Origin of the sequence: Halolamina sediminis (genome assembly GCF_001282785.1) — an archaeon.
In the GTDB taxonomy this organism is placed as follows: domain Archaea; phylum Halobacteriota; class Halobacteria; order Halobacteriales; family Haloferacaceae; genus Halolamina; species Halolamina sediminis.
This window is the reverse complement of record NZ_CVUA01000001.1, coordinates 1,060,268-1,085,799: the sequence shown is the minus strand read 5'-3', so window position 1 is coordinate 1,085,799 and position 25,532 is coordinate 1,060,268. Positions and strand designations below refer to the sequence as shown.

Annotated in this window: 29 protein-coding genes; 7 read left to right on the top strand and 22 right to left on the bottom strand. The window is 69.4% G+C overall.

The features are described from left to right. Nucleotides 1-39 precede the first annotated feature (39 nt). Together BN1959_RS05560 and BN1959_RS05555 are read left to right on the top strand one after the other, a co-directional pair. The gene (locus tag BN1959_RS05560; RefSeq protein ID WP_053947703.1) at nt 40-708 is read left to right on the top strand and encodes a DUF7504 family protein; all 669 of its coding nucleotides are present in this window, start codon (nt 40-42) and stop codon (nt 706-708) included. After that, nucleotides 705-2,777 carry a hypothetical protein gene (locus tag BN1959_RS05555; RefSeq protein WP_053947702.1) on the top strand — a complete coding sequence of 691 codons (2,073 nt, stop codon included), beginning with the start codon at nt 705-707 and terminating at the stop codon, nt 2,775-2,777. The genes BN1959_RS05560 and BN1959_RS05555 overlap by 4 nt, the downstream gene beginning before the upstream one ends. On the opposite strand, the gene BN1959_RS15000 is transcribed toward BN1959_RS05555, so the two are convergent. The 5 genes from BN1959_RS15000 to BN1959_RS05535 form a co-directional block, all read right to left on the bottom strand. Continuing rightward, nucleotides 2,761-2,901: a DUF7503 family protein gene (locus BN1959_RS15000; RefSeq protein WP_202594647.1), complete on the bottom strand. Its 141-nt coding sequence runs from the start codon at nt 2,899-2,901 to the stop codon at nt 2,761-2,763. The genes BN1959_RS05555 and BN1959_RS15000 overlap by 17 nt on opposite strands. Before the next feature lie 125 nt (nt 2,902-3,026). Continuing rightward, nucleotides 3,027-3,515 (bottom strand): hypothetical protein, encoded by a 489-nt coding sequence (locus BN1959_RS05550; RefSeq protein WP_053947701.1) that lies wholly within the window; start codon nt 3,513-3,515, stop codon nt 3,027-3,029. Nucleotides 3,516-3,596: 81 nt separating this feature from the next. Then, nucleotides 3,597-4,565: a phosphoadenosine phosphosulfate reductase family protein gene (locus BN1959_RS05545; RefSeq protein ID WP_053947700.1), complete on the bottom strand. Its 969-nt coding sequence runs from the start codon at nt 4,563-4,565 to the stop codon at nt 3,597-3,599. A gap of 124 nt (nt 4,566-4,689) precedes the next feature. Continuing rightward, complete coding sequence (locus tag BN1959_RS05540) at nt 4,690-5,253, bottom strand: DUF7110 family protein (protein ID WP_053947699.1); 564 nt, start codon at nt 5,251-5,253, stop codon at nt 4,690-4,692. A 110-nt stretch (nt 5,254-5,363) separates the two neighbouring features. Then, nucleotides 5,364-5,699 carry a glutaredoxin family protein gene (locus tag BN1959_RS05535; protein ID WP_053947698.1) on the bottom strand — a complete coding sequence of 112 codons (336 nt, stop codon included), beginning with the start codon at nt 5,697-5,699 and terminating at the stop codon, nt 5,364-5,366. 88 nt (nt 5,700-5,787) lie between these two features. Here BN1959_RS05535 and BN1959_RS05530 point away from each other — a divergent pair, with 88 nt between their 5' ends. Continuing rightward, the gene (locus tag BN1959_RS05530; RefSeq protein WP_053947697.1) at nt 5,788-6,135 is read left to right on the top strand and encodes a helix-turn-helix transcriptional regulator; all 348 of its coding nucleotides are present in this window, start codon (nt 5,788-5,790) and stop codon (nt 6,133-6,135) included. Between the two features lie 52 nt (nt 6,136-6,187). Here the strand turns inward: BN1959_RS05530 and BN1959_RS05525 are convergent, their stop codons facing one another. From BN1959_RS05525 to purH, 7 genes are read right to left on the bottom strand one after another with little or no spacing between them, the layout of a single operon-like run. Beyond that, nucleotides 6,188-6,598, bottom strand: a complete 411-nt coding sequence (locus BN1959_RS05525) for a GNAT family N-acetyltransferase (protein WP_053947696.1) — start codon at nt 6,596-6,598, stop codon at nt 6,188-6,190. Nucleotides 6,599-6,606: 8 nt separating this feature from the next. After that, nucleotides 6,607-7,359 (bottom strand): archaeal proteasome endopeptidase complex subunit alpha, encoded by a 753-nt coding sequence (gene psmA, locus BN1959_RS05520; RefSeq protein ID WP_053947695.1) that lies wholly within the window; start codon nt 7,357-7,359, stop codon nt 6,607-6,609. A 2-nt stretch (nt 7,360-7,361) separates the two neighbouring features. After that, the gene (locus BN1959_RS05515) at nt 7,362-7,841 is read right to left on the bottom strand and encodes an Rpp14/Pop5 family protein (RefSeq protein WP_053947694.1); all 480 of its coding nucleotides are present in this window, start codon (nt 7,839-7,841) and stop codon (nt 7,362-7,364) included. Next, nucleotides 7,838-8,440 (bottom strand): class I SAM-dependent methyltransferase, encoded by a 603-nt coding sequence (locus BN1959_RS05510; RefSeq protein WP_053947693.1) that lies wholly within the window; start codon nt 8,438-8,440, stop codon nt 7,838-7,840. The genes BN1959_RS05515 and BN1959_RS05510 overlap by 4 nt, the downstream gene beginning before the upstream one ends. Continuing rightward, nucleotides 8,437-9,177, bottom strand: coding sequence for an RNase P subunit p30 family protein (locus tag BN1959_RS05505; RefSeq protein ID WP_053947692.1), 741 nt, complete (start codon nt 9,175-9,177; stop codon nt 8,437-8,439). The genes BN1959_RS05510 and BN1959_RS05505 overlap by 4 nt, the downstream gene beginning before the upstream one ends. Further along, the gene (gene folP / locus BN1959_RS05500; RefSeq protein ID WP_053947691.1) at nt 9,174-11,720 is read right to left on the bottom strand and encodes a dihydropteroate synthase; all 2,547 of its coding nucleotides are present in this window, start codon (nt 11,718-11,720) and stop codon (nt 9,174-9,176) included. The genes BN1959_RS05505 and folP overlap by 4 nt, the downstream gene beginning before the upstream one ends. A gap of 48 nt (nt 11,721-11,768) precedes the next feature. Then, entirely contained in the window at nt 11,769-13,385 is a 1,617-nt protein-coding gene (gene purH, locus BN1959_RS05495; protein WP_053947690.1) for a bifunctional phosphoribosylaminoimidazolecarboxamide formyltransferase/IMP cyclohydrolase, read from the bottom strand. Nucleotides 13,386-13,562: 177 nt separating this feature from the next. Here purH and purB point away from each other — a divergent pair, with 177 nt between their 5' ends. Further along, nucleotides 13,563-14,954, top strand: a complete 1,392-nt coding sequence (gene purB / locus BN1959_RS05490; RefSeq protein WP_053947689.1) for an adenylosuccinate lyase — start codon at nt 13,563-13,565, stop codon at nt 14,952-14,954. 7 nt (nt 14,955-14,961) lie between these two features. Here the strand turns inward: purB and BN1959_RS05485 are convergent, their stop codons facing one another. Further along, nucleotides 14,962-15,189: a hypothetical protein gene (locus BN1959_RS05485; RefSeq protein ID WP_053947688.1), complete on the bottom strand. Its 228-nt coding sequence runs from the start codon at nt 15,187-15,189 to the stop codon at nt 14,962-14,964. A gap of 83 nt (nt 15,190-15,272) precedes the next feature. On the opposite strand from BN1959_RS05485, the gene BN1959_RS05480 reads away from it, so the two are divergent. Then, nucleotides 15,273-15,500, top strand: coding sequence for a zinc ribbon domain-containing protein (locus tag BN1959_RS05480; RefSeq protein ID WP_053947687.1), 228 nt, complete (start codon nt 15,273-15,275; stop codon nt 15,498-15,500). Here BN1959_RS05480 and BN1959_RS05475 read toward each other — a convergent pair whose 3' ends face one another. The 7 genes from BN1959_RS05475 to dapA all read right to left on the bottom strand — a co-directional run bounded on the left by BN1959_RS05475 (nt 15,501) and on the right by dapA (nt 22,486). Continuing rightward, nucleotides 15,501-16,298 (bottom strand): universal stress protein, encoded by a 798-nt coding sequence (locus BN1959_RS05475; protein WP_053947686.1) that lies wholly within the window; start codon nt 16,296-16,298, stop codon nt 15,501-15,503. Nucleotides 16,299-16,439: 141 nt separating this feature from the next. After that, complete coding sequence (locus tag BN1959_RS05470; protein WP_053947685.1) at nt 16,440-17,621, bottom strand: M20 family metallopeptidase; 1,182 nt, start codon at nt 17,619-17,621, stop codon at nt 16,440-16,442. Then, nucleotides 17,618-18,610, bottom strand: coding sequence for a diaminopimelate epimerase (gene dapF, locus BN1959_RS05465; RefSeq protein ID WP_079978609.1), 993 nt, complete (start codon nt 18,608-18,610; stop codon nt 17,618-17,620). Before dapF ends, BN1959_RS05470 begins: the two co-directional genes overlap by 4 nt. After that, a complete protein-coding gene (gene lysA / locus BN1959_RS05460; protein ID WP_053947684.1) occupies nt 18,607-19,884 on the bottom strand; it encodes a diaminopimelate decarboxylase in 1,278 nt (425 codons plus the stop codon). The genes dapF and lysA overlap by 4 nt, the downstream gene beginning before the upstream one ends. Beyond that, a complete protein-coding gene (locus BN1959_RS05455) occupies nt 19,881-20,714 on the bottom strand; it encodes a 2,3,4,5-tetrahydropyridine-2,6-dicarboxylate N-succinyltransferase (RefSeq protein ID WP_053947683.1) in 834 nt (277 codons plus the stop codon). Before BN1959_RS05455 ends, lysA begins: the two co-directional genes overlap by 4 nt. Nucleotides 20,715-20,744: 30 nt before the next feature. Next, a complete protein-coding gene (gene dapB, locus BN1959_RS05450; RefSeq protein ID WP_053947682.1) occupies nt 20,745-21,527 on the bottom strand; it encodes a 4-hydroxy-tetrahydrodipicolinate reductase in 783 nt (260 codons plus the stop codon). Further along, on the bottom strand, nt 21,527-22,486 hold the full coding sequence (gene dapA / locus BN1959_RS05445) for a 4-hydroxy-tetrahydrodipicolinate synthase (RefSeq protein ID WP_053947681.1): 960 nt from the start codon (nt 22,484-22,486) through the stop codon (nt 21,527-21,529). Before dapA ends, dapB begins: the two co-directional genes overlap by 1 nt. A gap of 267 nt (nt 22,487-22,753) precedes the next feature. Between dapA and BN1959_RS05440 the strand changes: the two genes are divergently transcribed. Then, complete coding sequence (locus BN1959_RS05440; RefSeq protein ID WP_053947680.1) at nt 22,754-23,251, top strand: LabA-like NYN domain-containing protein; 498 nt, start codon at nt 22,754-22,756, stop codon at nt 23,249-23,251. Nucleotides 23,252-23,290: 39 nt separating this feature from the next. On the opposite strand, the gene BN1959_RS05435 is transcribed toward BN1959_RS05440, so the two are convergent. After that, nucleotides 23,291-23,854: a pyridoxamine 5'-phosphate oxidase family protein gene (locus BN1959_RS05435; RefSeq protein ID WP_202594646.1), complete on the bottom strand. Its 564-nt coding sequence runs from the start codon at nt 23,852-23,854 to the stop codon at nt 23,291-23,293. Between BN1959_RS05435 and BN1959_RS05430 the strand changes: the two genes are divergently transcribed. After that, nucleotides 23,847-24,332, top strand: coding sequence for a PUA domain-containing protein (locus BN1959_RS05430; protein ID WP_053947678.1), 486 nt, complete (start codon nt 23,847-23,849; stop codon nt 24,330-24,332). The two genes, BN1959_RS05435 and BN1959_RS05430, sit on opposite strands and share 8 nt — an antisense overlap. Nucleotides 24,333-24,531: 199 nt before the next feature. Here the strand turns inward: BN1959_RS05430 and BN1959_RS05425 are convergent, their stop codons facing one another. After that, nucleotides 24,532-25,518: a presenilin family intramembrane aspartyl protease PSH gene (locus BN1959_RS05425; RefSeq protein WP_053947677.1), complete on the bottom strand. Its 987-nt coding sequence runs from the start codon at nt 25,516-25,518 to the stop codon at nt 24,532-24,534. Nucleotides 25,519-25,532 lie beyond the last annotated feature (14 nt).

Genomic DNA, 25,532 nt, shown 5'->3' with positions numbered 1-25,532 from the left:
CGGGGCGAACTTTTTCACCTCGGGGGCCGATCGACGCGTATGAGCAGTCCGGTCAGATCGGCCCGGGGGGAGGGTGGTGGGCTCCGGGAGACGTTCCGCGAACTCAAACAGCGCGGGCCGCAGGTGCTCGTCACCGGCGACGTGCCGGAGGCGGTCTCCCGGCAGGCGACCAGACGGCTGTTGGGCCATCCCGAGGAAAAGCGCCACCGCGTGTTCGCGCTCACCGACGGCGACGCCGCGGCCGAGCGGTGGTTCCCCGGGGACCGCTCGCCCGCCGACGAGCGTTCGACGCTGATCAGCGGGGGCGAGCTCCGGGGCAACGTCGTCGTGGACGGGTCAGCCGACGGCGGCGGCGAGGATACGCTCGTCCGTCGGATCGACGGCGAGATCCGGAGCCGGTGCCCCGACGACGACACGCTCCCGCCGGCGATGCTCCGTGTGGGGCTCTACTCCCTCGAGACGTTGCTGGAGACTCACGGGATCGAGACGGTGCGGCGGCTGGCCTACCGCCTGACCGGCGAGGTGCGTCGGGCCCGCGGGATGGGTCACTACCACCTCCCGCGTGCGGCCGACGCCGACGCCGTGGCTGACCTCCAGTTCGTGTTCGACGCCCGGTTGGAGCTCCGGACCGGCGCCGGCGGCCCCGAACAGCGGTGGCATCTCCCGGGGCGGGGCACCACGAACTGGGTCGCGCTCGACGAGCCGTGATCGGATTCGACGCCGTCGACCGTGGGCTCCGCGTGGTCGACACGGTCGAGGAGGTCGAGTACGTCGTCGAAGCCGGCCCCGTCGAGCCACAGCCGGGGCCGACGGACCCCTTCCCCGTTCCGGTCGACGACGCCGCCCGGATCCGGACCGGGCGATTCTACCTCCCGACGGTGGTCGACTATCACCTCCGGGAGGAGGACGGGGCACGACAACTCGTCGTCGACGGCGAGCAGTCGGTGACCGGAACCACGTTCATCGAAGCGACGAACACGCCGATGAAGCTCTACCTCCGCGTCGACGGGCCCGCGACGATCGGGGAGGGTGAACACGGAATCCGAGTCAGCTTCGAGGAGGAGTCGACGGTGGTCGTCGGCGCGCGCTCGCTCCACCAGCAGCCCGCCGGCACGGTCACCGTCCCGCGAACGCCGTCGGGTGTCGCACGGGGCGTCTCGCTGTTCGCCTCGGCGCTCAAGACCACCTCGCCCGAGCGCTCGTTTCCGACGCTCAGGGGCCACCCGCCCCTGCTGGAGTTCGGCGACGCGTTCGATCCCGACGGGCTCGAACGGCCGGAGACGGGGATCGAGATTCACGTCCCCGACGAGTACAGCAGCGTGTTCACCGTCGCGCCGCTGTCGTACTACCTCGGCGCGGCGGTCCACACCGGCGCCGAGACGCCACGGATCGTCGCCGACGGCGAGTCGTTCCCGCTGACCGGCGAGCTGCCGGCCGCCGCGGCCGACACGCTCCGGCACTGCTTCCTGCTCGACTGCATCACCCGAACCGAGGGGCTCTACCCGGTCGACCTCCACGAACGTGAGGTGCTGGCCGAGCGAACCTCGATCGCGCCCGAACGCTGGTACGAGATGCCCGTCGACCGGCGGACCGCGGCGTACCTCTCGGTGCCGCGATCCGCCACTGATGATCTGCTTGAGTGGCACCTGACTGCCGACGTCGAGCCGGCCGTGCGGAACGCGGAGATCCTCCCGTTCGTCGTCGACGACCTCGCGATCGTGCGGTCGCCGACCCCGCTGTCGGATCGGGGGAGTGCGCCGGGCGAGCCCGACGAGCTCGAGGAGTTCTTCCGAACCGACGACGCCCGCGGGCTGTTGCGGTCGGCCCGGACGACGCAGAACGCCGACGCCGTCGGGGAGGCGGTCCGCTCGCCGATCGACACCGAGACGTACGGCCACGTCTGGGTCGGCGAGGGGTTCCCGATGGGCGCCTCGAAGCCGACGATCGACGCCTACCAGCGCCGGCTCGACCGCCAGCCCGCCGACGACAGCACGACGACAGTGACGCTGGTCTGTAACGACGAGGAGATGCTCGAGGAGGTCGACGAGGAGCTGTACGGCTTCCTCGACATGCTCCGGTTCGAGATCCGGAGCCACCACGACCTGACGACGGCCGAACTCCGCGAGGTACTCCGGGAGGAGACGAGTTTCCTCCACTACGTCGGCCACGTCGAGGACGAGGGGGTACAGTGCGCCGACGGCCACCTCGACCTTGGGACCCTCTCCGGAACCGGGGTGGAGGCGTTCCTGCTCAACGGCTGTACCTCCTACCAGCAGGGCCAAGCGCTGGTCGACGCCGGCGCCTTCGGCGGCGTGGTGACGCTGACAAGCGTGAGCAACGCGAAAGCCACCGAGACCGGGCGTCACTTGGCACGCCTGCTCGACATCGGCTTCGACTTCCACGGCGCCCTCGACGTGATCCGGCGGATGCGGATCTCGCGGCAGAACTACGTCGTCGTCGGCGACGGCCGGGTGACGATCTCGCAGTCGGAGACGGGGACGCCGCTACTGCTCGAAGTCGAGGAGGTCGTCGGGGAGCAGGCCCGCGTCACCTACCGGACGTACCCCACCTCGCGGTACCAAGTTGGTGCGATGACCCACCCGTACGTCGAAGAGACCGGGACACAGTACGTCTCCGTGGGCGACATCGCGGAGTACCTGCTCTCGGCTGAGAGCTACGAGGCAGAGCTCGCCGAGCAGCGCACGCCGATCATCGTCGACGGAGAGCTACGCTGGACGAACTCGCTGTGCTTCGAGTCGATTACGGACCGATCGTAGTACCCGTCCCGCTTGCTGCGACGCTGCCGGCCTGTGAGAGCAGCAGCATCGCCGTGAACAGGACGCCGACCATCTTCGGGTGCTCCGCGAGGTACGCCGCCGTGCTGGAACTGTCTGCTTCCATGTTCCACTCGTGAGGCTGTTCAATTAATAATTTATCTTAAGAGTTCAGATAGGTAACCGTGTTCGAAAAGATCGTGCGGGGCGGCTCGACAACGATCGGTGATTCCCTGCACGCGCCGTCCGGAGTCACTCCTCGGGGGCGCTGCTCCCGTCCAAGCGGTCACAGATCGCCGTGGCGATCGCGTTGGCGGCGTCGCGCCACCCGTCCGGCCGGTCGCCGCCGCGCTTGGGCGGCGCCACGTCGAAGTCGAGGGGGTAGTACGTCACGTGATCGGACACGTCGGCGACGGTCCGGCCGACGAACTCGGCGTTTTTCCGCTTCGAGGAGACGCCGCCGCTGGCGAGGTCGTAGTACCGAGTGAACAGTTGGAACACGACGACTGTGTCGGCCTCGATGCTGCCCTCCGCGACGTGTCTGCAGAGCTTCGCGGTGTTGTCCGCGGGGTCGGCCCGGCGCCACTCCAGTTCGACGAGGACGAGGCGCTCGCCCGTGCGGCCGCCGAGATCGACGGGGGTACCGCCGATCCGGTACTCCGTCTCCCACGGGACCGTGGGGCGACGCGCCGAGAGCTCCCGGCGGAGGTACGCGCCCACGTCGTCCGCGAACGAGCCCATGTGCCCCAGCTCGCGCTCGGGGGACTTCGGGTTTCGGGCGCGACGATCAAAGAAAGGTGTACCGGGCCGAATCGCCGCCGTCTACATGTAGCCCAGGTCGCGGAGGCGCTCCATGAGGTCCTCCTTGTCCTGGGCGCGGCCGGCGCGCTCGGTCGTGTTCTCGAGGTCCTGGTGCCACGCGGGCTCCTCCTCGCTCTTTTCGGTGGAGACCTCCGAGCCCAGCGAGCGGAAGCCGGCGAAGTACTTCGGCGACACCGGGATGTCGTCCTGGGTCAGCCCGTTGGGCAGGTCGTCGGCGTCGTCGGGAACGTAGCCCTCCTCGGGATACCCCTCGACGGTGTCCGGCACGACGTAGTGCCAGAAGCAGTCCCAGACCGCGCGCTCGTCGAACTGCAGGATCGGCTGGATGCGGTCGTGGGGCGGGTAGATGTCGGGGTCGTGGCGCGGGCTGAAGAACGTCTCGTCGGCCCGGGCCTCCTGCTCGTCCCAGCGGACGCCGGAGACGATGCCGTCGATGTTCAGCTCCTCGATAGCGTTGTTCAGCGGGACCGTCTTCAGCAGGTGGTTGCCGACGTACGTGTCGAGCAGGAACGGGAACGTCTCCTCCTCGTACTCGAGGATGTTCCGGATGTGGTGCTGGTTTTGGTCGTTGAGCGCCGAAATCTCGATGTCGTCACCGGGCGTGAGGTCGTGCTCGTCGACGTAGGCGCCGACGTCGTCGTTGCGCGCGAAGTGCACGTCGAGATCCCACTCGTCGGCCCAGTGCTCGACGAAGTCGATGAGCTCGTCGAAGTGCTGGTAGTGATCGAGGAACACCGCCGGCGGCACCTCCAGGTCGTGGCGCTCGGCGACCTCCTTCACGAAGTACAGCGTGAGCGTGGAGTCCTTCCCGCCGGTCCACATGATCGCCGGGTTCTCGTACTGCTCCAGCCCCTGTCGAGTGACCTCGATGGCCTTCTCGATCTTGTGTTCGAGGCTCGGGTAGTCCTCGGGGGTCTCGCCCTCGCCGTCGGTGTAGTCGACGTCTAAGTAGTCGGGGAACTCGGTCATACGTAATTAGATATAATTAGTCGGCCTCAAATCTCTTTTGTTCGATCGCGGGGGACGGCCGCTCGGCTGGCGGGGGTTCACAGCCGACGCCGACCGCACATCACGTCCACAGAACGGGGACCGATTAGCTGATGAACTCGTTGTCGCGCCAGTTGACGCCGCCGTCCTCGCCGTCGCCCTGTCGTGGGTTCTCGACGACTTCGACGCTGGCGGGACGCTCCTCGCCCTCGACGATGCGGACGGCCTGGAGGTCGCCGTCCTTCTCCAGCACCGCGGTGAGGGTACCTTTCTCGGAGATGAGCGCAAGCTCCCGGAGGACGAGGAACATCGGGAACCGCAGCGCGCTGTTCTGGAGCACCGTCTCGCGGTCCCCCTTGAAGCAGGCGAACTCGACGAGTTCGGAGGGGATCTCCTCCTCTTCCTCCTCCTGGCCCCACGTCGGGGCGGTCTTGGGGGGCTCCTCCTCGTACACCCGCGTCTCGGAGACGCTGGCTTTGAGCTGAGCGGTCGGGGTGTACTTCCCGATGTCGGCGTCCTCCGCGACCGCTTTCAGGATCAGGGTGTTGTTCCGGCGGGTGAGCTCGACGTCGTCGAGCTCGGGGGGGAGATCCGGGTCCTCGAGGAACGCTTCGAGGTCTTCGAGTGGCAGTTCGAGGGTCGAGTGGAGTCGGAATACGCGACCAGTCATTTGTAGGTGTGGGATGGGGTTGTGTGGGAGTTCGGTGGCGGCAGGCGGCGAAACCGCGATAGTACGTCGGATGGTAGGCTGTCGAGCCTTTTAGCTGTTGTTACCGGTGTTCAGGCGTTGACGGTCTCGGCGAGCTCGTCGCGCTCGTCGAGCTCGGCGAGGATGTCGCTGCCGCCGACGAACTCGCCGTCGACGAACGTCTGCGGGATCGTCTCCCAGCCGGACTCCTGCTCGAGCACGGCCCGATACTGCGGCAGCGCGGGGAGCACGTCGACGGTCTCGAACTCCGCACGGTGCTGCGAGAGCAGTTGCACCGCACGCTGGGAGTAGCCACACTGGGGCATCAGCCGGTTCCCCTTCATGAACAGGACGACCTCGTTCTCCTCGAGAACCTCCTCGACCTGCTCGCGGACTTCCTCTTCGGTGAGTTCGCTCTGAGTGCTCATTTCGGTACAAGATAGGAGGGTTGCTCGGATAACGGTTGCGCCGTGGGGACGGTAGCCTTTAACCTCCGGCCCCTAAACCCGGACACACATGAGCGCGGCCGAGTACGACCTCAGCGACGACGAGCGCCGGGCCCTGGAGCTGATCCGTGACTCCGGCGGCATCTACCAGAGCGACTTCTGGAAGGAACTGGACATCACCTCCCGGAAGGGGAGCCGTATCGCGGAGGGCCTCGCCGAAGAGGGGTTGATCCAGCGTGAGGAGGCGGTGTACGACGGACACAACACGTACCTGCTGAAGCCCCGCACGCGCGATCTGGAGTTCTCGCTGCTGATGGCCGGGGACCAGCTCACTCCCTTCATCGGCGAGGAAGAGATCGATCCGCAGTCCGACACGTTCTCGCAGTGGCTGATGAACCTCGCGTACGAAGAGTACTGAGCGATCGCCGCGAGTGGGCGACGCTGTTGTCGCCTCGCGGCTTGTACCGGCGCTACGCCTCGGGGACGCGGTAGTACATCCCCTTCGAGGCGGGCGCCGTCCGTTCGAACCCCCACCGTTCGTAGAAGCCGTCGACGTCTGCCATCAGGTTCACGTACGCCTTCAGCGGAGCGGTCTCGTCGATCCAGTCCATCAGCGCGTCCATCATTTGGCTCCCTAGCCCCTGCCGCTGGTGGTCCGGGTGGACCGCCATGTCGCAGACGTGGTACACCGCTCCCCCATCACCGACGATCCGGGCCATCCCGACAGTCTCGCCCGTCCCGTCGACGACCGTGACCGCGTAGCGGCTGTTCGGAAGCCCCCGTTCGACTGCCTCGCGGGAGCGTTCGGCCATCCCCGCGGCGTCGCGGAGTTCGAGAAACCGGTCGACCGTCGGCCGCGACTCACGGAGTTCGTACCCCATCGGAGCAGTTACTCGGTGGCGTCGTCCTCGCCGTCCGCCAGCAGGTTTCGCTTCTCGAGGTGCGTCTCGACCTCCGCGGGCGGGAGGTGGACGTACTCCTCGGTGTCGACGTCGATCGTGGCGATGTCGACGCCGTCAGGGGTCATCTCCTCGTCGTCGTGGACCGAAAGCGCCGAGAGCGCGAGGCCGACGCCGTCTTCGAGACTCATGTCGTCCTCGTACTCGGCTTCGAGGTGGTCACGGATGTCCGATCGGTTCGCGCCGACGGAGAGCGCCTGCCACTCGTAGGGGGTGCCGCTTGGGTCACACTCGAACAGGCGCGGCCGGCCGTTCGTGACGCCGCCGACGATCAGCGAGACGCCGAACGGGCGGGCGCCGCCGTACTGGGTGTACTGCTGGATGAAGTCCGTCACCGTCTTCGAGAGCGTCTCGACGGTGGTCGGCTCGCCGTAGCGCAGACGGTTGGTCTGTGCCTCCCGGCGGGCGACGTCGATCAGCTTGCGCGCGTCGGCGACGTGGCCGGCGCTGGCGATCCCGATGTGATCGTCGACCTTGTGGAGCTTCTCGACGGAGTCCGGCTCGATCATCTTCGAGCGCCGGCGCTTGTCCGCCGCGAGCACGACGCCTTCGGGCGTGCGGACGCCGACGCTTGGCGTGCCGCGTTTGACCGCCTCGCGGGCGTACTCGACTTGGTACAGTCGCCCGTCGGGCGAGAAGATAGTGATGCCGCGGTCGTAGGCCTGCTGTTGTTGTCCTTGCATGGTCACTCGATATCTCGAACGGTCGCGCCGATCCACCCCGCCGGCGCCGCCACGTCGACGGCGCCGTCATGGGATCGGGCCGGGTGTTCGCCACCCGCGAACGCGACCTCTTCCTGTGTCGAACTGCCGGCTGGATCGCCTAAATAGCTTTCCGAAGCGGCGTCGACGCTGCCGGAGACGCCGGAAACGCGGAGGCCGACTGGCTCGCCGTCCACCTCGTCGACGCAGGCGATCGCCGCGCGGGCGGCGTCGACCTCGCCCCGCCGGGCGCGGACGATCGCACCGCCGCTTCCCGCTTCGAGGGCGAAGCGCATCACGCGCAGGTCGGCGTCGGTGCTGCCCGAGTCGCCCAAGAGGTTCTGCCCGGCGTACCAGAGTTCGCGCTGGAACGCCCGCCGCCCGACGTCCGCGTCGGGCCAGCTCTCGATCGCGACCGCGAGGTAGCGCCAGCGCGGCTGGAGGTGCTTGGGAAGGTGTTTCATCGGTCGGCGACGAGCACCCCGTACTGCTCGCTCACGAGCGTCGCATCGGCGACGGTGAAGCCGGCGTCGGTCAGCGCCTCCACCAGCACGCCGACGGTCGCGGGGTCGTCGACTTCCGGAGAGTACTGCTCCTCGCCCTCGGGGATCGCCGCCGACAGCATCACGTCGCCGAGCACGAACCGCCGCGGCTCGAGGGCGGCGATGACCCGGATCGCCTCACGCTTCTCCTCGTCTCCGAGGTGGTGCATCGCGAAGTTCGAGACGATCACGTCGACCGGTTCCTCGACGTTCGGTTCACGGAACCGCCCCTCGTCGAACGTGACGTTCTCGTCGCCCGCCGCCTCGGCTTTCCGCCGGGCCTCGGCGAGCATCCCCTCGCTGATGTCCCGACCGATCACGCGGTCGGCCTCGGGGGCGAGTGCGAGTGCGATCGCACCCGTGCCCGTCCCGAGATCGAGCACCGTCTCGGCGGGCCCGGGGTCGGCGGCCTCGATTACCAGCGAAGCACAGGCACCGTACTCCTCGCTGTCCTGCTGTTCGTCGTACTCCGCCGCGACGGCGGAGAACCGCTCGGCGTGGTCCTCGATCGAGCGTTTCATTCGTCGTATCGCCCCCGTTGGACCCCCGGAGAGATGAAGGAATCGGACAGGCGCTCGCGGTTCCGGGCAGCGAGGCGGCCCCACTCGGCCAGCCCCTCGCGGACAGCCTCGGCGCCGAAGCCGATTTCCTCGCCGACGGCCGCGAGCTCCCGCGGCGCGCGCAGTCGGAGGTGGCTCTCGGGCGTCGCGCTCACGACGTACGGCGCGTCGAAGTCGGCGACCAACTCCCGAAGCTTCCGGAGCTTCCGGAGCCGTCGGACTCGCGTCCCGCCGTCGTCGCGTAACACCGGGCCGAGGTCGAACTCGATGCGCACGCCGTGGTCGATCGCCTCCTTCACGAGCACGTGGTTCACGTCGCCCCCGTCGCCGAACGGGCGTGTCAGCACGTCGACGCGGTCCTGCTCGACCGCGAAGCGGTTGACTGCGTCCGTACCGCCACGAACCAACAGGAGGGTACAGTCGCTCCGGAAGTTCCCGACGGCGCCGCTGGCTTCCTGTGGGTCCGCGGCGTCGATCTCGACCCCGCGAACTACGTCGACCCCGTGGCGCTCGGTCAGCGCCCGGGAGTCGTACTCGGCTTCGCGCGTGCGGACGACGACACCCTCGAAGCCGTACTCCGCGGCGGTTTTGACCTGCCTCGCAGCCGTGGCGTCGCCCTCGGGGTGGGCGTAGACGGCGTCGTACGGGCCGAAATCGGCGTCAGCGTCGCCCGCTTCTCTCTCCTCCCCGTCGCTCACGGCTCGAACCCCTCCGGATCGTCGGTCGCGTCGGCGACGTTCACGGCGGCGACGTTCTCGGCAACGTCGTGGACGCGGACGACGTCCGCGCCGTTTCGGGCCGCCAGTGCGGAGGCCGCGACCGTCGAGTGCGGCGCGTCGCCCGCCTCCTCGCCGGTCAGTTCGAACATGGATTTGTGAGAGTGACCGAACAGCAGCGGACAGCCCAGCGCCTCGAACTCCCCGAGCCGGTCGAGCAGTTCGAACGACTCGCGAGCGGTCTTCCCGAAGCCGATCCCGGGGTCGACGATCACCTGCTCGCGATCGATGCCGGCCTTCTCCGCGGCGAGCAGCCGGTTGCCGAGCGCTCGGATCGTCTCCTCGACCACGTCGTCGTACTCGACCGCCGTGTTCGGGTCGACGGGCGCCTCGATCGAGTGCATCAGCACTACCGGGACGCCGGTCTCGGCGACGACGCGGCGCATCGCCGGGTCCTGTAGCCCCTCCACGTCGTTGAGCACGTCGGCGCCGGCGTCGACGACCGCGCGCGCCACCTCGGGCCGGCGCGTGTCGACCGAGGTCGGCACGTCCAGTTCGCTCAGTTCCTCCACGACCGGGAGCACGCGGTCCAGTTCCTCCTCGACCTCGACGGGGTCGGCGCCCGGGCGGGTGCTCTCCCCGCCAACGTCGATCACGTCCGCGCCGGCTTCGACCATCGCCTCGGCCCGGGAGACCGCGTCCTCGACGCGCTCGTACTCGCCGCCGTCGTGAAACGAGTCCGGCGTCACGTTCAGGACGCCCATCACCGCCGTCCGATCCTGCGGCCACGGGAGGTCGCGCTCGGGCGGGCTGTGTTGAATCCCCAACCGCTCGCGGATCTCCTCGCCCAGTTCGGAGAGCCCCCACGGCTGGCCCTGTAGCTTCTCGGCGAGCCGCTTGAACTGTGCCATCGTGCCCGACAGCACTACGTCGTGGAGTTCGCCGCCGGAGCGCAGCGCCGACGCCGAGCACTCGCCGTCGAGCGAGAGCATCTCCTGTTTGAGATACTCGGCCTGCCGCTGCTGGACCCGGGTGTGCAACACGCGGTGGTCGGCTTTCCCGCGCATTCGCCAGATCCCCGGCTTCGAGACCTGCGCGGTCCGGAGGACGGTCTCGGCCTCGTCGATAGACTGGACGCGCTTGGGGATCTGGAGTCTGGTCCACGTCGCCCTCGCTTCGGCGACGGCGTACAGCGAGCCGGTGACGAGCAGCGCGTCGTCCGCCTCGGCGTCCTCGCGGGCCAGCGAGAGCGCGTTCGCGACCGAGCCGGTCGAGCGCACCTCGTCGTAGCCCGCGTCCTCGAACGTGCGGGCCAGCACCTCGGGGTCCTCCGCGCGGTCTGTCGCGGGCGCGCAGGTGGTCACCGAGCCGTCGGGCAACGCCGCCGCCATCGCGGCGGTATCCTTGTCGTGCATCGCGGCGACGACGAGGTGGCAGTCGTCGTGCTCGAACGTCGAGAGCGTCTCCGCGACGGTCTCGCAGGCCTCGGGGTTGTGCGCGCCGTCGAGCACGGTCAGCGGCGACTGGCCCATCACTTCGAACCGGCCGGGCCAGTCGGCGCGGGCGAGGCCACGCTTCAGCGCGGTCCGATCCACGTCGACGCCGAGTTCGTCGCCGACCTGCCGGGCGAGGACGCACGCGACCCCGGCGTTCTCGGCCTGGTGCTTCCCCAGAAGCGGGATTTCCGCGTCGACCGACCAGTCGTCGGCCGCCACGCTGACGGCGGCCTGTTGGTGGGTGACCCGACCGTCGTAGCTCACCGCCACGTGCGGGTGCGCGCCGCTGACGGCAGCTTCGCTGCCAGCGTGAGCCTCGTCGTCCGCGGTCGCGCCCTCGCCCATCCACTCGTCGTCGCCCACGGTGATCACGCCGCTGGCGCCGACCTGCCCGGCCACGTCGCGGACCGTCGAGAGCGCCGCGCCCTCCGTCCCGGTGACGAGTCGCCGACCCTTGGGGGCGACGTGGGCTTTCGTCTCGGCGATTTCCTCGACGGTCTCGCCGAGAACGCCGGTATGTTCGAGCGAGACGTTCGTGACCGCGCTGGCGATCGGCTCGACCGCGGAAGTGGCGTCGAGTTCGCCGCCGAGGCCGACTTCGAGGACCGCCACGTCCACGTCGGCGCGCTCGAACTGCCAGATCCCCATCGCGGTGACGACCTCGAAGAAGGTGAGCGGGGCGCCGTCGGCCGCGCGGTCGACCAGCCACGGCTTGGCCTCGGTGACGAACTCAGCGACCGCCGATCGGGGCATCTCCCGGCCGTCGATCCGGACTCGTTCGGTCAGGTGCTCGAGATGCGGGGAGCTGTACAGGCCGACCGAGAGCCCGGCCTCCCGCAGGATCGACTCGACCATGCGGGCGGTGCTCCCCTTCCCGTTGGTGCCCGCGACCTGCACGTAGGCGGGCCCTGAACCCTCGGTGGGGGAGACGTCCATCGCCGCGAGGAGGTCCTGCACCGCCTCGACCCCGGGGTCGACGCCGAACCGCCGGAGGTCGAACAGGAAGTTCGCGGCCTCGTGGTACTGCATGGTCGATGGTGTGACCGGTGGGCGTTTGGCCGTTTCGGACGCGGCCGGTCAGTCGTGCCGGAACGCGCGCTGACCCGTCATCACCATCGCCAGCCCCAACTCGTTCGCGGCCTCGATCACGTCGTCGTCGTTGACCGAGCCACCGGGCTGGATCACCGCCTCGACGCCCGCCTCGGCGGCCGCCTCGACCGCGTCGGGGAACGGGAAGAACGCGTCCGAGGCGACGACCGCGCCCTCGGCGGACTTCCCCTCGGCGTCGTTCTCGGCTTTCATCGCCGCCAGCGTCACCGCGTCGACCCGTGAGACCTGCCCCATCCCGACGCCGACGGTCTCGGTGCCGTCGGCGAACAGGATCCCGTTGGACTTGACGTGTTTGAGCGTCTTCCAAGCGAACAGCATCGTCTCGATCTGCTCGTCGGTCGGCTCGCGCTCGGTGACGACCTCCAGCTCCTCGCGGGTGAGCGTCGAACGGTCCCGCTCCTGCACCAGTCGCCCGCCGACGAGTGCCTTCTCGGTGAAGCGCTCGGTGCGGTCCGCGGGGCCCAGCGCGTTGTCCTCGGTGCGGCCGCCAACGTCGAGCACGCGGAGGTTCTCTTTCTCGGTCAGCGTGTCGAGCGCGTCGTCGGTGTACCCCGGGGCGACGACGACCTCCTTGAACGAGTCGACGATCTCAGCGGCGGTCTCGGCGTCGCACTCGCGGTTGAGCGCGACGATGCCGCCGAAGGCCGACTTCGCGTCGGTCGCGAGCGCGTCGCGGTAGGCGTCGGCGAGCGTGTCGGCGGTCGCACAGCCCGCGGGGTTGGTGTGTTTGATCACCGCCGCGGCGGGTTCCTCGAACTCCTTGACGAGGTTCAGCGCGCCGTCGGCGTCGTTGTAGTTGTTGTAGGAGAGGTCCTTCGCGCCCTCGTTCAGTTGGGGGGCGTGGACGACGCTCGGCTCCTCGCTCGCGTCGCTCGCATACACTGCGGCGTCCTGATGGGGGTTCTCGCCGTAGCGGAGCGTGTCCTCGCGACGGGTCGCGACCGTGCGCCGCGCCGGGAGGTCGCCCTTCGTGTCGGTCGCGATGTCGACGCCGACGGGCCGGCCCTCGCCGTCGCGTTCGATCTCGACTTTCCCCTCGGCGAACCACCGGATCGCCCGCGGGTACGCCTCGAACTCTGCCTCGTACAGCACGCGCTCCTTCAGCGACTGCTCGTCGTCGTCCTCGAACACCGGGGCCGACTCCTGGGCGACGATGGGCCCCTCGTCGACCCCTTCGGTGACGACGTGGACCGTCGCCCCCGTCGTCCGGACGTTCGATTCGAGCACCTGTCCGTGGGCGTCGGCGCCGGGGAACGCCGGCAGCAGCGACGGGTGGACGTTGAGTACCGTGTCCACGCTGTCCAGAAATTCCGGCGTCAGGATCCGCATGAACCCGTCCAGACAGAGCACGTCGAACTCGTGCGCCGCCAGCGCGTCGAGGATGCGCTGTTCGTGGGACTCCCGGGACTCGTCGTCACCACGCTCGACGGCGACGTTCGGGATCCCTCGCTCGTCGGCGCCGTCGAGGGCGGGCGCGTCCTCGCCGTTCGCGACGACGACCGAGAGCTCGGCGCCGCCGGGCGCGATGTCCGCAATGTGCAGAAGGTTTCGACCGCGGTTACCCGCGATGCCGGCGATCTTCATGTGCGATCCCGGGGCCGAACGCGCAAAGAGCGTTGCGATCGTGTGAGCGGTGATACCCACGTTCGAGTATAGATTCTTGCCCGATTTGCCGATCGTCGGGCACACGTATGCACGGTAGTGCGATACGCGCGGCAACGCTCCGGCAGGGTTTTGTGACTGCCCCGCCGAGCGTTCGGCATGAAGGAGCTGTCCCGGGAGTCGCCGCTTTCGGCCGTCTCGCCACTCGACGGGCGGTACGCCGGCAGGACCGCGGATCTGGTGCCGTACGCCAGCGAGGCCGCGTTGATCGAGGCACGACTGCGCGTCGAGGTGGCGTACCTGCTCGCGCTCGCCGACCACGAGACCGTCGACTGCGAACTCACCGCCGAGGAGCGCGCCCACCTCAGGGAAGTCGTCGAGGAGTTCGACGCCGACGACGCCGCGCTCGTCAAGCAGATCGAGACCGAGGGCGCCGAGGGGTTCGCGGCGACCAACCACGACGTGAAAGCCGTCGAGTACTTCCTCCGGACCGAGACGCCGGAGCGACTCCACCCGTGGATCCACTTCGGCCTCACCAGTGAGGACGTGAACAACCTCGCCCACCGGCTGAACGCCAAAGGCGCCGTCGAGGACGTGCTGCTGCCCGCGATCGAGGGCGTACGGGAGTCGCTGACCGCGATGGCCCGCGAGCACCGCGACGTGCCGATGCTCGCGCGCACCCACGGGCAGCCGGCGACACCGACGACGTTCGGCAAGGAGATGGCCGTCTTCGCGGCACGGCTCGGGCGCGCGGAAGCCCGCGTCCGCGAGGCAACGGAGGCACTCTCAGGGAAGCTCGCCGGCGCCTCCGGTACGTACGCCGCCCACGTCGCCGCCTACCCCGAGATCGACTGGCGCGCGTTCTCGACGGCGTTCGTCGACGACCTCGGCCTCGAACACACGCCGCTGTCGACCCAGATCAACCCCTGTGACGATCTCGCGGCGCTGTTCGACGCGCTCTCGGGCGTCAACAACGTCCTGCTCGACCTCAACCGGGACGTCTGGCGCTACGTCTCGGATCGCTACCTCGGCCAGGAGAGCGAGGACTCGGAGACGGGCTCGTCGACGATGCCTCACAAGGTCAATCCCATCGACTTCGAGAACAGCGAGGGGAACCTCTCGAAAGCGAACGCGGACCTCACGTTCCTGCGGGACTACGTCACCTCCTCACGGCTGCAGCGCGACCTCTCGGACTCGACGGTCAAGCGCAACGTCGGCGCCGCGTTCGCCCACTGCCTGATCGGCTACCGGAAGACGGCGGCGGGGCTGGAGAAGGTCGTCCCCAACGAGCAGGTGATGCGCGAGGAGCTGGAGGCCACGCCCGAGATCATCGGCGAAGCGGTCCAGACGATCCTCCGCCGCGAGGGCGATACGGAGGCGTACGAGCGCGTGAAGGAGCTCACTCGCGGTCGCCGGGTAACGCTCGCGGACTTCCGCGAGCTGTTCGACGAGCTCGACGTGGACGAGTCGGTCCGCGAGGAGCTCCGGGCGCTCACGCCCGCTGGCTACACGGGCGTCGCCGAGGAGCTGGTCGACGAGCTCGATCAGTAAGCCGCGATTACTGCCGGTCGTCGACGCCCCACTCCGTCTCCGTCCCCCAGTCGTTGCCCTCGTCCGAAGACCGGTCCTCGCTCTCGTCGGCGTCCTGCCGGGCCGCGCGCTCGGCCTCAGCCCGATCCATCCGCGGCGGGTCGTCGGTTTCGCGGTCGATCGCGTACCAGAGTCCGATCGTGCCGGCGATCGTTGCGACGAACAGGAGGGCGAACAGCGCTCCGACGGCGGGCATGGCCGAGTGATTGGCCGCACAGCCGTTAGAGGTTTCGCCGCCCGCGGTAGTTTTTTGCTGGCGTCGGTCGAACGCCCGGCCGCATGTGCCCTCCGACCGACGATTTCGGCGACGGTGACGAGAGCGGCTGTCCCAAGTGTGGTCACGGCGAGACGGAGATCGACGAGATCGCCACCAGCGGTACCGGCCTCTCGAAGATGTTCGACGTCCAGAACCGCAGCTTCAAGGTCGTGACCTGTTCGAACTGCGGCTACTCGGAGCTGTACAAGGGAACGAGTTCGGGGAACATGGTCGACCTGTTCCTCGGCTAGCTACTTCGAGGTCGCCATAACCACGGGGATGTCGACGCGCTCGTCGACGCTGTCGGGCATCGAGCCGAACAGCACGCGTTCGAGGCGGCCCTTCGTCGGCGCGCCGATCACGACCGCGTCGTAGTACACCGACTGCTCGGCGATCGCCGCGGTCGGGTCGTCGGCCTCGTACAGCCACGTGTCGAACTCCTCGAACTCGCCGAGGAAACGCCGCGCCTCCGCGAGATGCTCCGCGCCCTCCGAACGCTGCTCGGCGTCGGCGTCCGACGGGACGACGGTGAACAGCTCGATCCACGCGTTCTCGTGCTCTGCCAGTGCCCGGGCCACCCGAACGGTGAGTTCGGTGTTGGGCCCGCCGGTGACCGGCACGAGGATCGACGCGAGATCGTCCAGCTCCCCGGTGCCGTTCGCGAGTACCGTGTCAGTCGGACTGTTCGCGACGATGCGGTCGGTCGTCCCCCGTCGGATCCCGACACCCGAGGACTCCGACGCCGGCCGTTCGAGGACGACTACGTCGGCGTTCACGTCCGAGGCCTCCTCGGCGACCGTCTCGGCCGACGATCGCCCGGCGCCGGCCGCGCTCTCGGCACACGTGAACTGGACCGGCGGACCGTCGGCCGACATCGCCGGCACCGACGCGGCTTGCGCGTCGGGCGCGCGCTGTGGGGCGAGCAGGCGGACCGGCGCGCCGGCTTCCCGAGCCAGCGCGAACGAGAGGTCGCGTGCCTGTGTGTCCCCCGCGGGGTCGAGCAGCGTCCCCAGAACCGGCCGACCGTTGGGGGTCCCATCCTCACCCATACTGCAATCGTCATCTCCCATCCACATAAGCGGCCCGCAGTAATTCCTCCACGACCGGCGCAGGCCACAATTTCTGCCAATTTTCGGGGTTTTGAGGCTTCGACACGTCGACAGGCGAACTCTCACCGGACACCGCGGCTCTCAGCCCCGCAACTGGGCGTCGTCGGCCAGCAGCCGCTCGGTCGCATCACGAACCGCCGTCGCCGCCGCCCGAACCGTCTCGACGTCGACGTACTCTCCTTCGGCGTGGGCGACCGCGCCCTCGTCGTCCGCGAGGTGGCCCGGACCGAACACGACCGTCGGCGCCGGCGCGAAGTACGACGCCTCCGTCGCCGCGCCGAACGGCCTGACCGCCCCGCGCTCGCCCAGCCCCGACGCCTCGGTCGCGCTCCTCGCCACGTCCGCGAGCGCGCCGACCACCGGCGCGTCGGTGTCGGTCGCGAACGCTTCGAGAAACGGCGTCTCCCGCTCGGTCAGCGAGACCGAGACCGAAGCGGGGTCGCCGCCGAGGGCCGACCGGAGATGCGTTTCGAGCGCCGCCCGGAACCCCGCGGCCGTCTCGGGCGGCACGCTCCGGCGGTCGATCGTCACCGCACAGCGGGCGGGCACCTGGTTCGTCGACTCCCCGCCCGCGACCCCCGTCGGCACCAGCGTCGCGGCGCCCAACTGCGGGTGGTCCTCGACGTTGTCGAACGACGCCAGCGCCCCCAGCAGTCTCCCCGCGGCCGAGACGGCGTTGACGCCCGACTCGGGGCTGGCGGCGTGGGCGGCGACCCCCTCGACGGTGATCGTTCCCTCGAACCGCCCGCGGGCAGCGGTACAGACGTCGAGGCCGGTCGGCTCGCCGACGACGTAGGCGTCGGGTTCGGGATCGGACGCGGAGAGCGGGGCCACGCTCGCCCCCGTCTCGCCCGGGCCGCCCGGCGCCACCTCGCCAGTCATCAGCGCGTGGGCGCCGGTGGAAAGCGTCTCCTCGTCGGGCGTGACCGCGAGCGTGAGCGTCCCCCGGTCGATCTCGGCGTCGAGAAACGCCGACAGCAGCGCGGCCAGCGGCCCCTTCGCGTCGCAGGCGCCGCGGCCGCGGATCGTTCTCCCGTCCCGCTCGAAGGGAACGTGCGGCGCCACGGTGTCGATGTGGGTGTTGAACACGAGGTGGGGCGAGCCGGAACCGCGGCTGGCGCGGACGTTCCCGGCAGCGTCGACATGCGGCTCGTGACCACGCTCCCGGAGCGCGTCGAGCAGTAAATCCCGGGTGCCGCGCACGTCCTCGGTAGAATCGTCCCGGACAGCGTCTTCGAGGAAGGCGACGGGCTCGAAACTCATCGCTCGTGCCCGTCGTCGATACGGTCCGCGCCAAGCGCCGCCTCGCCGCTTACGCCCGCGACGCGGTCGCCCTCGGGGATAGGGAGCTCCCCCTCGAAGCGCTTTCTCGCGGGGCCACGCAGCCGTGCGGGGCCGTCCTCGGGCACCGCAACGGCGAGATCGCCGCCCGGCGGGGAAACCGTGATCCAGCCGGCGCCCCCCTGAATCCGGCCGAGCCGCTTCGCCGCCGCGGCGACCGCGACCGCGCCGGTGCCGCAGGCTCGCGTCTCCCCCTCGACGCCGCGCTCGTAGGTGCGCTGTCGGAACCCCTCGTCCGCCGCCGACGCGAACGTGACGTTCGCGCCGTCCGGGAACGCGTCGGCGTGACGGATCGGTGACGCGACGGCGTCGATCTCGACCGCGTCCACGTCGCCGACGAAGACGACTGCGTGGGGGACGCCGGTGTTCACGGCTGTGACGGCTAGCCCCGCGGCGGGCGTGCCGTCGAGTTCGTCGAGCGCCGCGTCGACGAGCGGTTCGTCGGCTGCGAGTGGGACGTCTTCGGGGTCGAACGTCGGCACGCCCATCTCCACGGCCACCTCGTCATCGACGACCGCGCGGCGAGTGCCGGCGGGCGTGTCGATGTCGAACGTCGACGCATCCGTGCGGTCGGCGGCCCACGCCGCCACGCAGCGTGCGCCGTTGCCGCACATCTCCGCGATGGAGCCGTCGGGCTGGACCAGCGTCATCGTCACCCTCGCCGGGGCGGCGGCCGCGTCCAACGAGAGGAACAGCACGCCGTCGGCGCCGTGGCGGGCGCTGGCTTCGTTCTCGACGCCGACCTCGCGGTCGCAGTGGACGCGGACGAATGCGGCGCGGTCCTCGACGGGGTGCCCGTCCGCCTCGCCGGAACGCTGCGCGTTCCGGCTGCCAGACGAGTTCCACTCGTCTACGTCGACGACCACGAAGTCGTTGCCCGCGCCGTCGTACTTCTCGAACGCGACCGTCATACGTCCCCCTCGTCGTTCCGACGGTTTGAGTCCCCCGCCGCGTCGAGCCGGCGCACGTCCGCGAGCGTCTCGCGCCGCCGCAGGACCGCGCCGTCGACGGTCACCTCCGCGGGTCGGGGTCGGGAGTTGTACGTCGACGCCATCTCGTAGCCGTACGCGCCCGCGTTGCCGACCGCGAGCAGATCGCCGCACTCGGGGCGGGAGAGCGGGCGGTTCTCACAGAGCAGGTCCGCGGTCTCACAGACCGGGCCGGCGACGGTGACGCCGACCTGCTCGCGCGGCGAGGGATCGTCCTCGGAACTGAGGTTCCGAATCGCGTGGTAGGCGTCGTACATCGCCGGCCGCAGCAGCGTCGTCATCCCGGCGTCGACGCCCGCGACCACGGTCGACGGCGCCGCCTTCACAGTGTTCACCCGCGTCAGCAGCACGCCAGCGTCGGCGACGACGTAGCGCCCGGGCTCGATTGCGAGCCGGCCGTCGATCTCACCCAGCGCCTCGCGGGTCGCGTCCGCGACAGTGTCGAGGTCGAGCGCCGGGGCGTCCTCGCGGTACGGGACGCCGAAGCCGCCGCCCACGTCGACCGTCTCGACCGAGATCCCGTCCCGTTGGAGCTCCCGAGCCAGATCGCCCAGCCGCCGGACCAGCTCGCGGTGGTCGTCGAGATCGTCGCCCGAGATCCCCGAGCCGGCGTGGGCGTGGATGCCCGCGAACGCGAACTCGCGGTCGATCCGCGCGGCGAGGCCGGGCACGCGGTCGAGCCCGACGCCGAACTTGGGGTGGCCGCCCGTGACCACCTTCTCGTGGTGGCCGGCGCCGACGCCGGGGTTCACTCGCAGCCGCAGACGGCCGTCGAACCCGCGTTCGGCGAGGCGGTCGACCGTGTCCGCGGCGCCGGCGGTGATCGTGAGTTCGGGATGCTCCCCCCACGCTTCGACGACGCTGTCGAGGTCGCGGGCAGGGGGATTGACCGCGGTGTAGGTCACGTCGCTGCCCGGGACTCCGGCCCGGAGAGCGCGGCGGACCTCGCCGGCGGAGGCGCACTCCACCGCCAGCCCCTCGTCGTGGACGGTCCGGAGCGTTTCCTCGGCCGTGTGGGCCTTCGCGGCGTACTGGATCTCGGCGTCGGGGAACGCCGCCCGGAGCCGCCGGCAGTTCTCGCGGACCCGCGCGGGGTCGAACACGTACAGCGGCGTGCCGTGCGCCGCGGCGAGCGCGTCCAGCGTGTCGCGGTTCCAGTCAGTGAGTCGCCGGACTGCGGAGGGATCGACCATCATTCGCGGAGCGCGCCTTCGCGCTGGGTCGCTTCGAGCGTCTCCTGCTCCAGCCCCGTCGCGACGACCGCGGGCTTGTACGCCTTCCCGGGGATCAGCTCCTCCTCGGAGACGGCGGACTCGACGTACCGCTGGAACGCGCGGCGCTCCGGCGGGAGCCGGCCGTAGTGGACCTCTTCGTCCACGAGGTCGTAGACGGGGATCCGCGGGGTGAGCAGCGTGTTCTCGGCGACGACGCTGTTCTCGCCGACGACGAACCCCGAGGTCACGCGGCAGCCCGCGCCCAGCGAGACGCCGTCCTCGACGACGACCGGGGCGTCCTCGACGGGTTCGAGCACCCCGCCGATCAGCGTGTTGGCGCCGATCTTGACGCCATCGCCGATCTGGGCGCAGGAACCCACCACGTCGTTCGAGTCGACGAGGCTGTCGTCGCCGACGCGGGCACCGATGTTGACGAAGCTGGGCGACATCATGATCACGTCCTCGCCGAGGTAGGAGCCGGGACGGAGGACGGTGCCGTCGGGCGTGTTCCGCGTGCCGCGCTCCGCGAGGTCGTCGGTCGAACGCAGCGGGAGCACGTCGTAGTAGTCGACGCCCCCGTAGCTGCGGGGTTGGGTCTCGCGCAGGCCGAAGTTGAGCAGGACGCCCCGCTTGACCCACGGGACGGCCACCCACTCTGCGGGGCCGACCTGCTCGGCGGCGCGGCACTCGCCAGCCTCCAGCGCGGCGAGGAACGCGTCGAGCGTCTCCAGTTCGCTGCTGCCCGCCGCCGCGGCGGTGAGTCCGTCTTCGTAGCGGTTCCACAGGTCCGAAATCTCGGTTTCGAGGCTCATTGGTAGATGTTGGATGAGGTGTGTCGTTGGTCAATCCTGTAGTAGTTCGGCGAGCTCGTAACGGCCGGGGTCGCAGTCCGCGAGGGCGACGGCGGCGTCGAGCGCCCCCTCGGCGAACACGCCGCGGTCGCCCGCCGAGTGCGACAGCGAGACGGTCTCGCAGTTGCCCGCGAACAGCACCTCGTGCTCGCCGGTCACGTCGCCGGCCCGGCGGGCGTGGACGCCGATCTCGTCGGTTTCGCGGGGCTGCTCGCCCTCTCGGCCGTGCTGGCGGTCGGTCAGATCGGGACGCTCGGCTTCCACGTCCTCGACGAGCGTGAGCGCGGTGCCGCTGGGGGCATCGCGCTTGCCGTTGTGGTGGGTCTCGCTGATCTCCACGTCGTAGCCCGGCAGCGCGCTTGCGGCCTCCCGGACTGCACCGCGGAGCGCGGCGATCCCGCGGGAGAAGTTGCTGGCGTGGAGCACTGGAATCGACTCGCTGGCGGCGTCGAGCGCGCCCAGCGGGTCGGCGTCGTGGTCCTCCAGTCCGGTCGTCCCCGTCACGAACGCGACGCCGTGGTCGGCGGCGATCTCGGCGTACTCCGCGGTCGCTTCCGGCGCGGTGAAGTCGACGACGGCGTCGATGTCGTCCTCGTCGGCGAGCGTCGCGTCGAGGTGGGTGCCGACCGCTGCTTCGGCGGTCACGGAGCCCGGCGTTCGCGAGACGGCGGCGACGACCAACACGTCGTTTCGGTCGCCGGCGCCGGCGATGAGTTCCTCGCCCATCCGGCCCGTCGCGCCCGTGATGACGATCCGGGTCGGGTCGGCCGACATCAGGTGGTCACCTCTGGCTCGCCGCCCGCGAGGTCGGCGAGCGTCTCGCGGAGCGCCTCACGGTGTTCCTCGGAGAGCCGAGTCAGCGGCGAGCGCACGTACGGCGGGTGGTCCTCGCGGATCGCCATCGCCTCCGTCACCGGAATGGGGTTGGTCTCGACGAACAGGTCGCGAATCAGGGGTTCGAGCTCGTAGTGGAGCTCGCGGGCGCGGGCCATGTCGCTGGCAGCGGCGTCACCAGAAATCTTCGATTTCTGGTTGGCAGCCGAGAACCTTTGGTTCTCGGCGACGGCGCCGACCATCGCGCCCGTGCGCTCGGGCTCGACGTTGGCGACGACGCTGATCGCTCCCGTTCCGCCCAGCGAGCAGATCGGAAGCGTGAGCCCGTCGTCGCCGGAGAGCACCGAGAACGTCTCGTCGCGCGTCCGTTCGATCACCTCGGAGACGCGGCCGAGGTCGCCGCTGGCGGCCTTGTACCCCTGGACGTTCGGGTGTTCGGCGAGTTCGGCCACCACGTCGACGGGGACGTTCCGCCCCGTCCGGGAGGGGACGTTGTAGACGATCCCCGGCAGGTCGACGCTGTCGGCGATGGTGCGGTAGTGGTCGAGGTAGCCCGCGGCCTCGGGCTTGTTGTAGTACGGCGAGATAAGCAGGACGGCGTCGGCCCCGGCTTCTTCGGCGTCTTCGGCGAGGGAAACGGCCTCGTGGGTCGCGTTCGAGCCCGCGCCGGCGATCACCGGGACATCGTCGACGGCGTCGACGACGGTCTCGACGACCCGCGCGTGCTCGTCGTGGGTCAGCGTCGCGGACTCGCCGGTGGAGCCGACGGGGACGAGCCCGTCGACGCCCGCGGCTTCGAGGCGCCGCGCGTCGGCGGCGAGTCGGTCGTGGTCGATGCGTCGGTCCTCCCGGAAGGGAGTGGTCATGGCGGGGTAGACCCCGCTGAACGGTGTCGTCATCTGGTGTGTCGCGTGGAGCGGTCGCTGCGCGATGCGGGTCGGGAGTCCGCCAGCGACCGGACGCTACCCGGCCGAGAGCGGGAGAATCAGCGTTTACCGCGTTTGCCGCGGCGGGGTGCGACAGCCGGGGCTCGGCGGGCAGCGGCGGCGTCGAACCCGGACAGTCGCGTCACAGGGGAGAGAGGGAAGCCGACACGCATAACGGTTCTGGCTCCGGGTGGGTGAGGAGACGGCATTTTTTAACGAACGCCGGGCAACGAACGGCTAATGACGGAGATTCACGAGGGCCAACGCGTCGCGGTACTCGCCGACGCGCAGAACCTCTATCACACGGCCCAGAGCCTCTACTCGCGGAACATCGACTACTCGGGACTGCTGGAGAAGGCAGTGATGGACCGCGAGCTCGTGCGGGCGCTAGCGTACGTGATCCGCGCGGACTCGCCCGAGGAGGAGTCCTTCTTCGAGGCGCTTTCGGAGATCGGCTTCGAACGCAAGATCAAGGAGATCAAGACGTTCGGCGACGGCTCACAGAAGGCCGACTGGGACGTGGGAATCGTGCTCGACGCGGTGACGCTGGCTGAGAAGGTGGACACGCTGGTGCTGGCCTCCGGCGACGGCGACTTCGCGCGGCTCTGTACCCACCTCCGTCACGAGGGTGTGCGGGTAGAGGTGTTCTGCTTCGAGAGCTCGACCGCCGAGGAGTTGATCGATGCCGCCGACGCGTTCCACGATATGGCCGAGCGGGAGGAGGAGTTCCTGCTGTGAGTGTGCTCCGCGGTGGCCGGGAGAGAACGCGACCGAGAATCAGGTAGGTGAGCCGTCGAAGGCCCGGCCCGACATCTCTTCGGGAACGAGCCGGTGGTGTTCGGCGGTGAGCGCGCTTATCCGCGTCTCCGGCATCACGTTCAGCGTCGGGATGTCGGCGTTCTCCGCGATCGCCTCCGCCGCGAGGAGCTCCTCGTCGGCCGAAACGGGTTCCAGCCTGCCGCGGACGACGACGCTTCGAGCCGGGTCCTCGGAGAACACGGTGAACGTCACGAGCTCCGTCTTATCGAGGTACTGGTACTTCTCACTATCGTCGTCGTACACGAGTTGGAAGTAGAGGTGGTCCCCGTCGTAGCCGAACGATTCGGGAACCGCGTAGCTGTCCGCATCGGCCGCCAGAGAGAGCACGCCGACACCTTGCTGCTTCAGAAGGGTATCTATCTCCGCCTCGTTCATCCGGATCGCAGTCATCCTCTCGGCGGAGAGCCTTCCGACACTTATGATCCACGTTGATGGTTTCCCGACAGGAGCGGCCATCGCGTGGCTGCCCCAGCCCTTCGAGACGCTTTTCCGCCGAGCGCCCGCCCCCTCGACTATGGCCAAGACCTCGCGTGCGGACCTGCGGACCACGGCCGACTATCAGTTCGGCCGTGGCGCCGGGGAGGCGCTGTTCCCCGCGGCGGCCCACCTCGAAATCGACTACTCCACCGGCGGCCGGCCCAGCCAGATCCACGCCCCGGACGGCCGGCTGGCGTCGATGGGCACCGACGGCCGCTTCACCCTCGGCTTCGCGGGCGGGCGGCGGCTCCACGACCAGCTCGACGCGGCGGCGTACCGCGTCTATGTCGGCGACGAGTCCGAACCGTTCGTCCGCGACGGCGAGAACACGTTCGCGAAGTTCATCGATCGGTGTGGGGAGGAGATCCGGGCGGGCGACGAGGTGCTGGTGCTCCACGAGAGCGGGGAGCTACTCGGTGTCGGCCGGGCGGAGCTGGCGGCGTCGGAGATTCTGGATTTCGAGACGGGGATGGCGGTGATGGTCCGGGAGGGCGTCGATGAGTACGTAGATTCCTCTTCGTAGACTTCTGTGTTTGACTCCGTTACGTCTGTGAGATTGTGAGTAGCTACTGGGTTTGCAACACCGTGAAAGCCCCTGCCCGCTCGGCGGCTGTGCCTCGCTGCGCTCCTCAGTCGCTTCGCTCGGTCAGTCGTCCCTCGCGCTCGGGCGCGGCACAGGGCCGCGCCCGCTTCGCGCCAAGTTCACAATTTTCAGAAAGTCTCTATAGACCGAGTGCCGTCAGGATCGGCACGCCGGCGGCGACCGAGCCCACGAGATACCCGCCGATGGCGCCGCCGTTGAGCAGCGGCAGGCCGGCGTGGGCGCGCCCGGCGAACACCATCCGCAGGAGCACGAACAGGCCCAGGAACGTCCCGATCATCGCCGTCAGCGCGGGGAGGTTCAGCGCGAGGTCGATCCCGATATCGAGCGGGGCGGCGGGCGAGAAGTGGGCGGCGCTGGCGACGAGCACCGTCGGCATCACCGCGTCGCCCAGTCCGATGAAGAACGCGTCGCGGTCGGCCACGTCCGGCCCTTCGCCCTCGACGGCGGCCTCGTCGGAGACCGACGGGTCGCTCTCGGTGTCGTCGTCCGTGTCGGTGCCCTCGTCGGCCTCCGCGTCAGCTTCCTCGTCCTCGGACAAGATCGAGAACCCCAACGTGAGCGGGATCACCAGCACCACCGGCACCCGGAGATCCATCACGCCCTCCGCGAGTTCGAGCATGTGCTCGGTGCCGTACACCGAGATGGCGTCGTACACCGCCAGCACCGCGAGCAGCACGATCGCCGGCAGAATGCCGAAGCTGATGCCGAACAGCCCCGCGGCGCCGGCGCCCATCACCACCCCCGCGGCGTCGATGACGTACCACTCGGGGTACACCCACAGCGCGACCGCGATCAGCGCGGAGAGGGGGATCGCGGCGATCGCGGGGAGGAACACACCCAGTACGTACCACGCCAGCAGGCCGCTGGTGAACACGACGAACGCCCGGACGACCCAGTCGAAGTCGTACTTGAACGCCGCGAGCATCAGCACCGTCATCACCAGGATCAGCAGGATGTAGATCAGACTGTTCGTCGGATCCTGCGGGTTCTCGAACTGCTGGTAGCCGCTGGCCTCGAAGGAGGGGACCAACGCCAGCGCACCCAGCTGGACGAGCAGGAAGACGACGGCGGCGAAGGCCGTCCCGCGGAACGCACGAGAACTCATTGTCCGAGGTTCAG

Excerpts from the sequence above, each read along its gene's own strand:
- BN1959_RS05560 (WP_053947703.1), top strand. The coding sequence starts at position 40 with ATGAGCAGTCCGGTCAGATCGGCCCGGGGGGAGGGTGGTGGGCTCCGG.
- BN1959_RS15000 (WP_202594647.1), bottom strand. The coding sequence starts at position 2,901 with ATGGAAGCAGACAGTTCCAGCACGGCGGCGTACCTCGCGGAGCACCCG.
- BN1959_RS05550 (WP_053947701.1), bottom strand. The coding sequence starts at position 3,515 with ATGGGCTCGTTCGCGGACGACGTGGGCGCGTACCTCCGCCGGGAGCTC.
- BN1959_RS05545 (WP_053947700.1), bottom strand. The coding sequence starts at position 4,565 with ATGACCGAGTTCCCCGACTACTTAGACGTCGACTACACCGACGGCGAG.
- BN1959_RS05540 (WP_053947699.1), bottom strand. The coding sequence starts at position 5,253 with ATGACTGGTCGCGTATTCCGACTCCACTCGACCCTCGAACTGCCACTC.
- BN1959_RS05535 (WP_053947698.1), bottom strand. The coding sequence starts at position 5,699 with ATGAGCACTCAGAGCGAACTCACCGAAGAGGAAGTCCGCGAGCAGGTC.
- BN1959_RS05530 (WP_053947697.1), top strand. The coding sequence starts at position 5,788 with ATGAGCGCGGCCGAGTACGACCTCAGCGACGACGAGCGCCGGGCCCTG.
- BN1959_RS05525 (WP_053947696.1), bottom strand. The coding sequence starts at position 6,598 with ATGGGGTACGAACTCCGTGAGTCGCGGCCGACGGTCGACCGGTTTCTC.
- psmA (WP_053947695.1), bottom strand. The coding sequence starts at position 7,359 with ATGCAAGGACAACAACAGCAGGCCTACGACCGCGGCATCACTATCTTC.
- BN1959_RS05515 (WP_053947694.1), bottom strand. The coding sequence starts at position 7,841 with ATGAAACACCTTCCCAAGCACCTCCAGCCGCGCTGGCGCTACCTCGCG.
- BN1959_RS05510 (WP_053947693.1), bottom strand. The coding sequence starts at position 8,440 with ATGAAACGCTCGATCGAGGACCACGCCGAGCGGTTCTCCGCCGTCGCG.
- folP (WP_053947691.1), bottom strand. The coding sequence starts at position 11,720 with ATGCAGTACCACGAGGCCGCGAACTTCCTGTTCGACCTCCGGCGGTTC.
- purH (WP_053947690.1), bottom strand. The coding sequence starts at position 13,385 with ATGAAGATCGCCGGCATCGCGGGTAACCGCGGTCGAAACCTTCTGCAC.
- purB (WP_053947689.1), top strand. The coding sequence starts at position 13,563 with ATGAAGGAGCTGTCCCGGGAGTCGCCGCTTTCGGCCGTCTCGCCACTC.
- BN1959_RS05485 (WP_053947688.1), bottom strand. The coding sequence starts at position 15,189 with ATGCCCGCCGTCGGAGCGCTGTTCGCCCTCCTGTTCGTCGCAACGATC.
- BN1959_RS05480 (WP_053947687.1), top strand. The coding sequence starts at position 15,273 with ATGTGCCCTCCGACCGACGATTTCGGCGACGGTGACGAGAGCGGCTGT.
- BN1959_RS05475 (WP_053947686.1), bottom strand. The coding sequence starts at position 16,298 with ATGGGTGAGGATGGGACCCCCAACGGTCGGCCGGTTCTGGGGACGCTG.
- BN1959_RS05470 (WP_053947685.1), bottom strand. The coding sequence starts at position 17,621 with ATGAGTTTCGAGCCCGTCGCCTTCCTCGAAGACGCTGTCCGGGACGAT.
- dapF (WP_079978609.1), bottom strand. The coding sequence starts at position 18,610 with ATGACGGTCGCGTTCGAGAAGTACGACGGCGCGGGCAACGACTTCGTG.
- lysA (WP_053947684.1), bottom strand. The coding sequence starts at position 19,884 with ATGATGGTCGATCCCTCCGCAGTCCGGCGACTCACTGACTGGAACCGC.
- BN1959_RS05455 (WP_053947683.1), bottom strand. The coding sequence starts at position 20,714 with ATGAGCCTCGAAACCGAGATTTCGGACCTGTGGAACCGCTACGAAGAC.
- dapB (WP_053947682.1), bottom strand. The coding sequence starts at position 21,527 with ATGTCGGCCGACCCGACCCGGATCGTCATCACGGGCGCGACGGGCCGG.
- dapA (WP_053947681.1), bottom strand. The coding sequence starts at position 22,486 with ATGACGACACCGTTCAGCGGGGTCTACCCCGCCATGACCACTCCCTTC.
- BN1959_RS05440 (WP_053947680.1), top strand. The coding sequence starts at position 22,754 with ATGACGGAGATTCACGAGGGCCAACGCGTCGCGGTACTCGCCGACGCG.
- BN1959_RS05430 (WP_053947678.1), top strand. The coding sequence starts at position 23,847 with ATGGCCAAGACCTCGCGTGCGGACCTGCGGACCACGGCCGACTATCAG.
- BN1959_RS05425 (WP_053947677.1), bottom strand. The coding sequence starts at position 25,518 with ATGAGTTCTCGTGCGTTCCGCGGGACGGCCTTCGCCGCCGTCGTCTTC.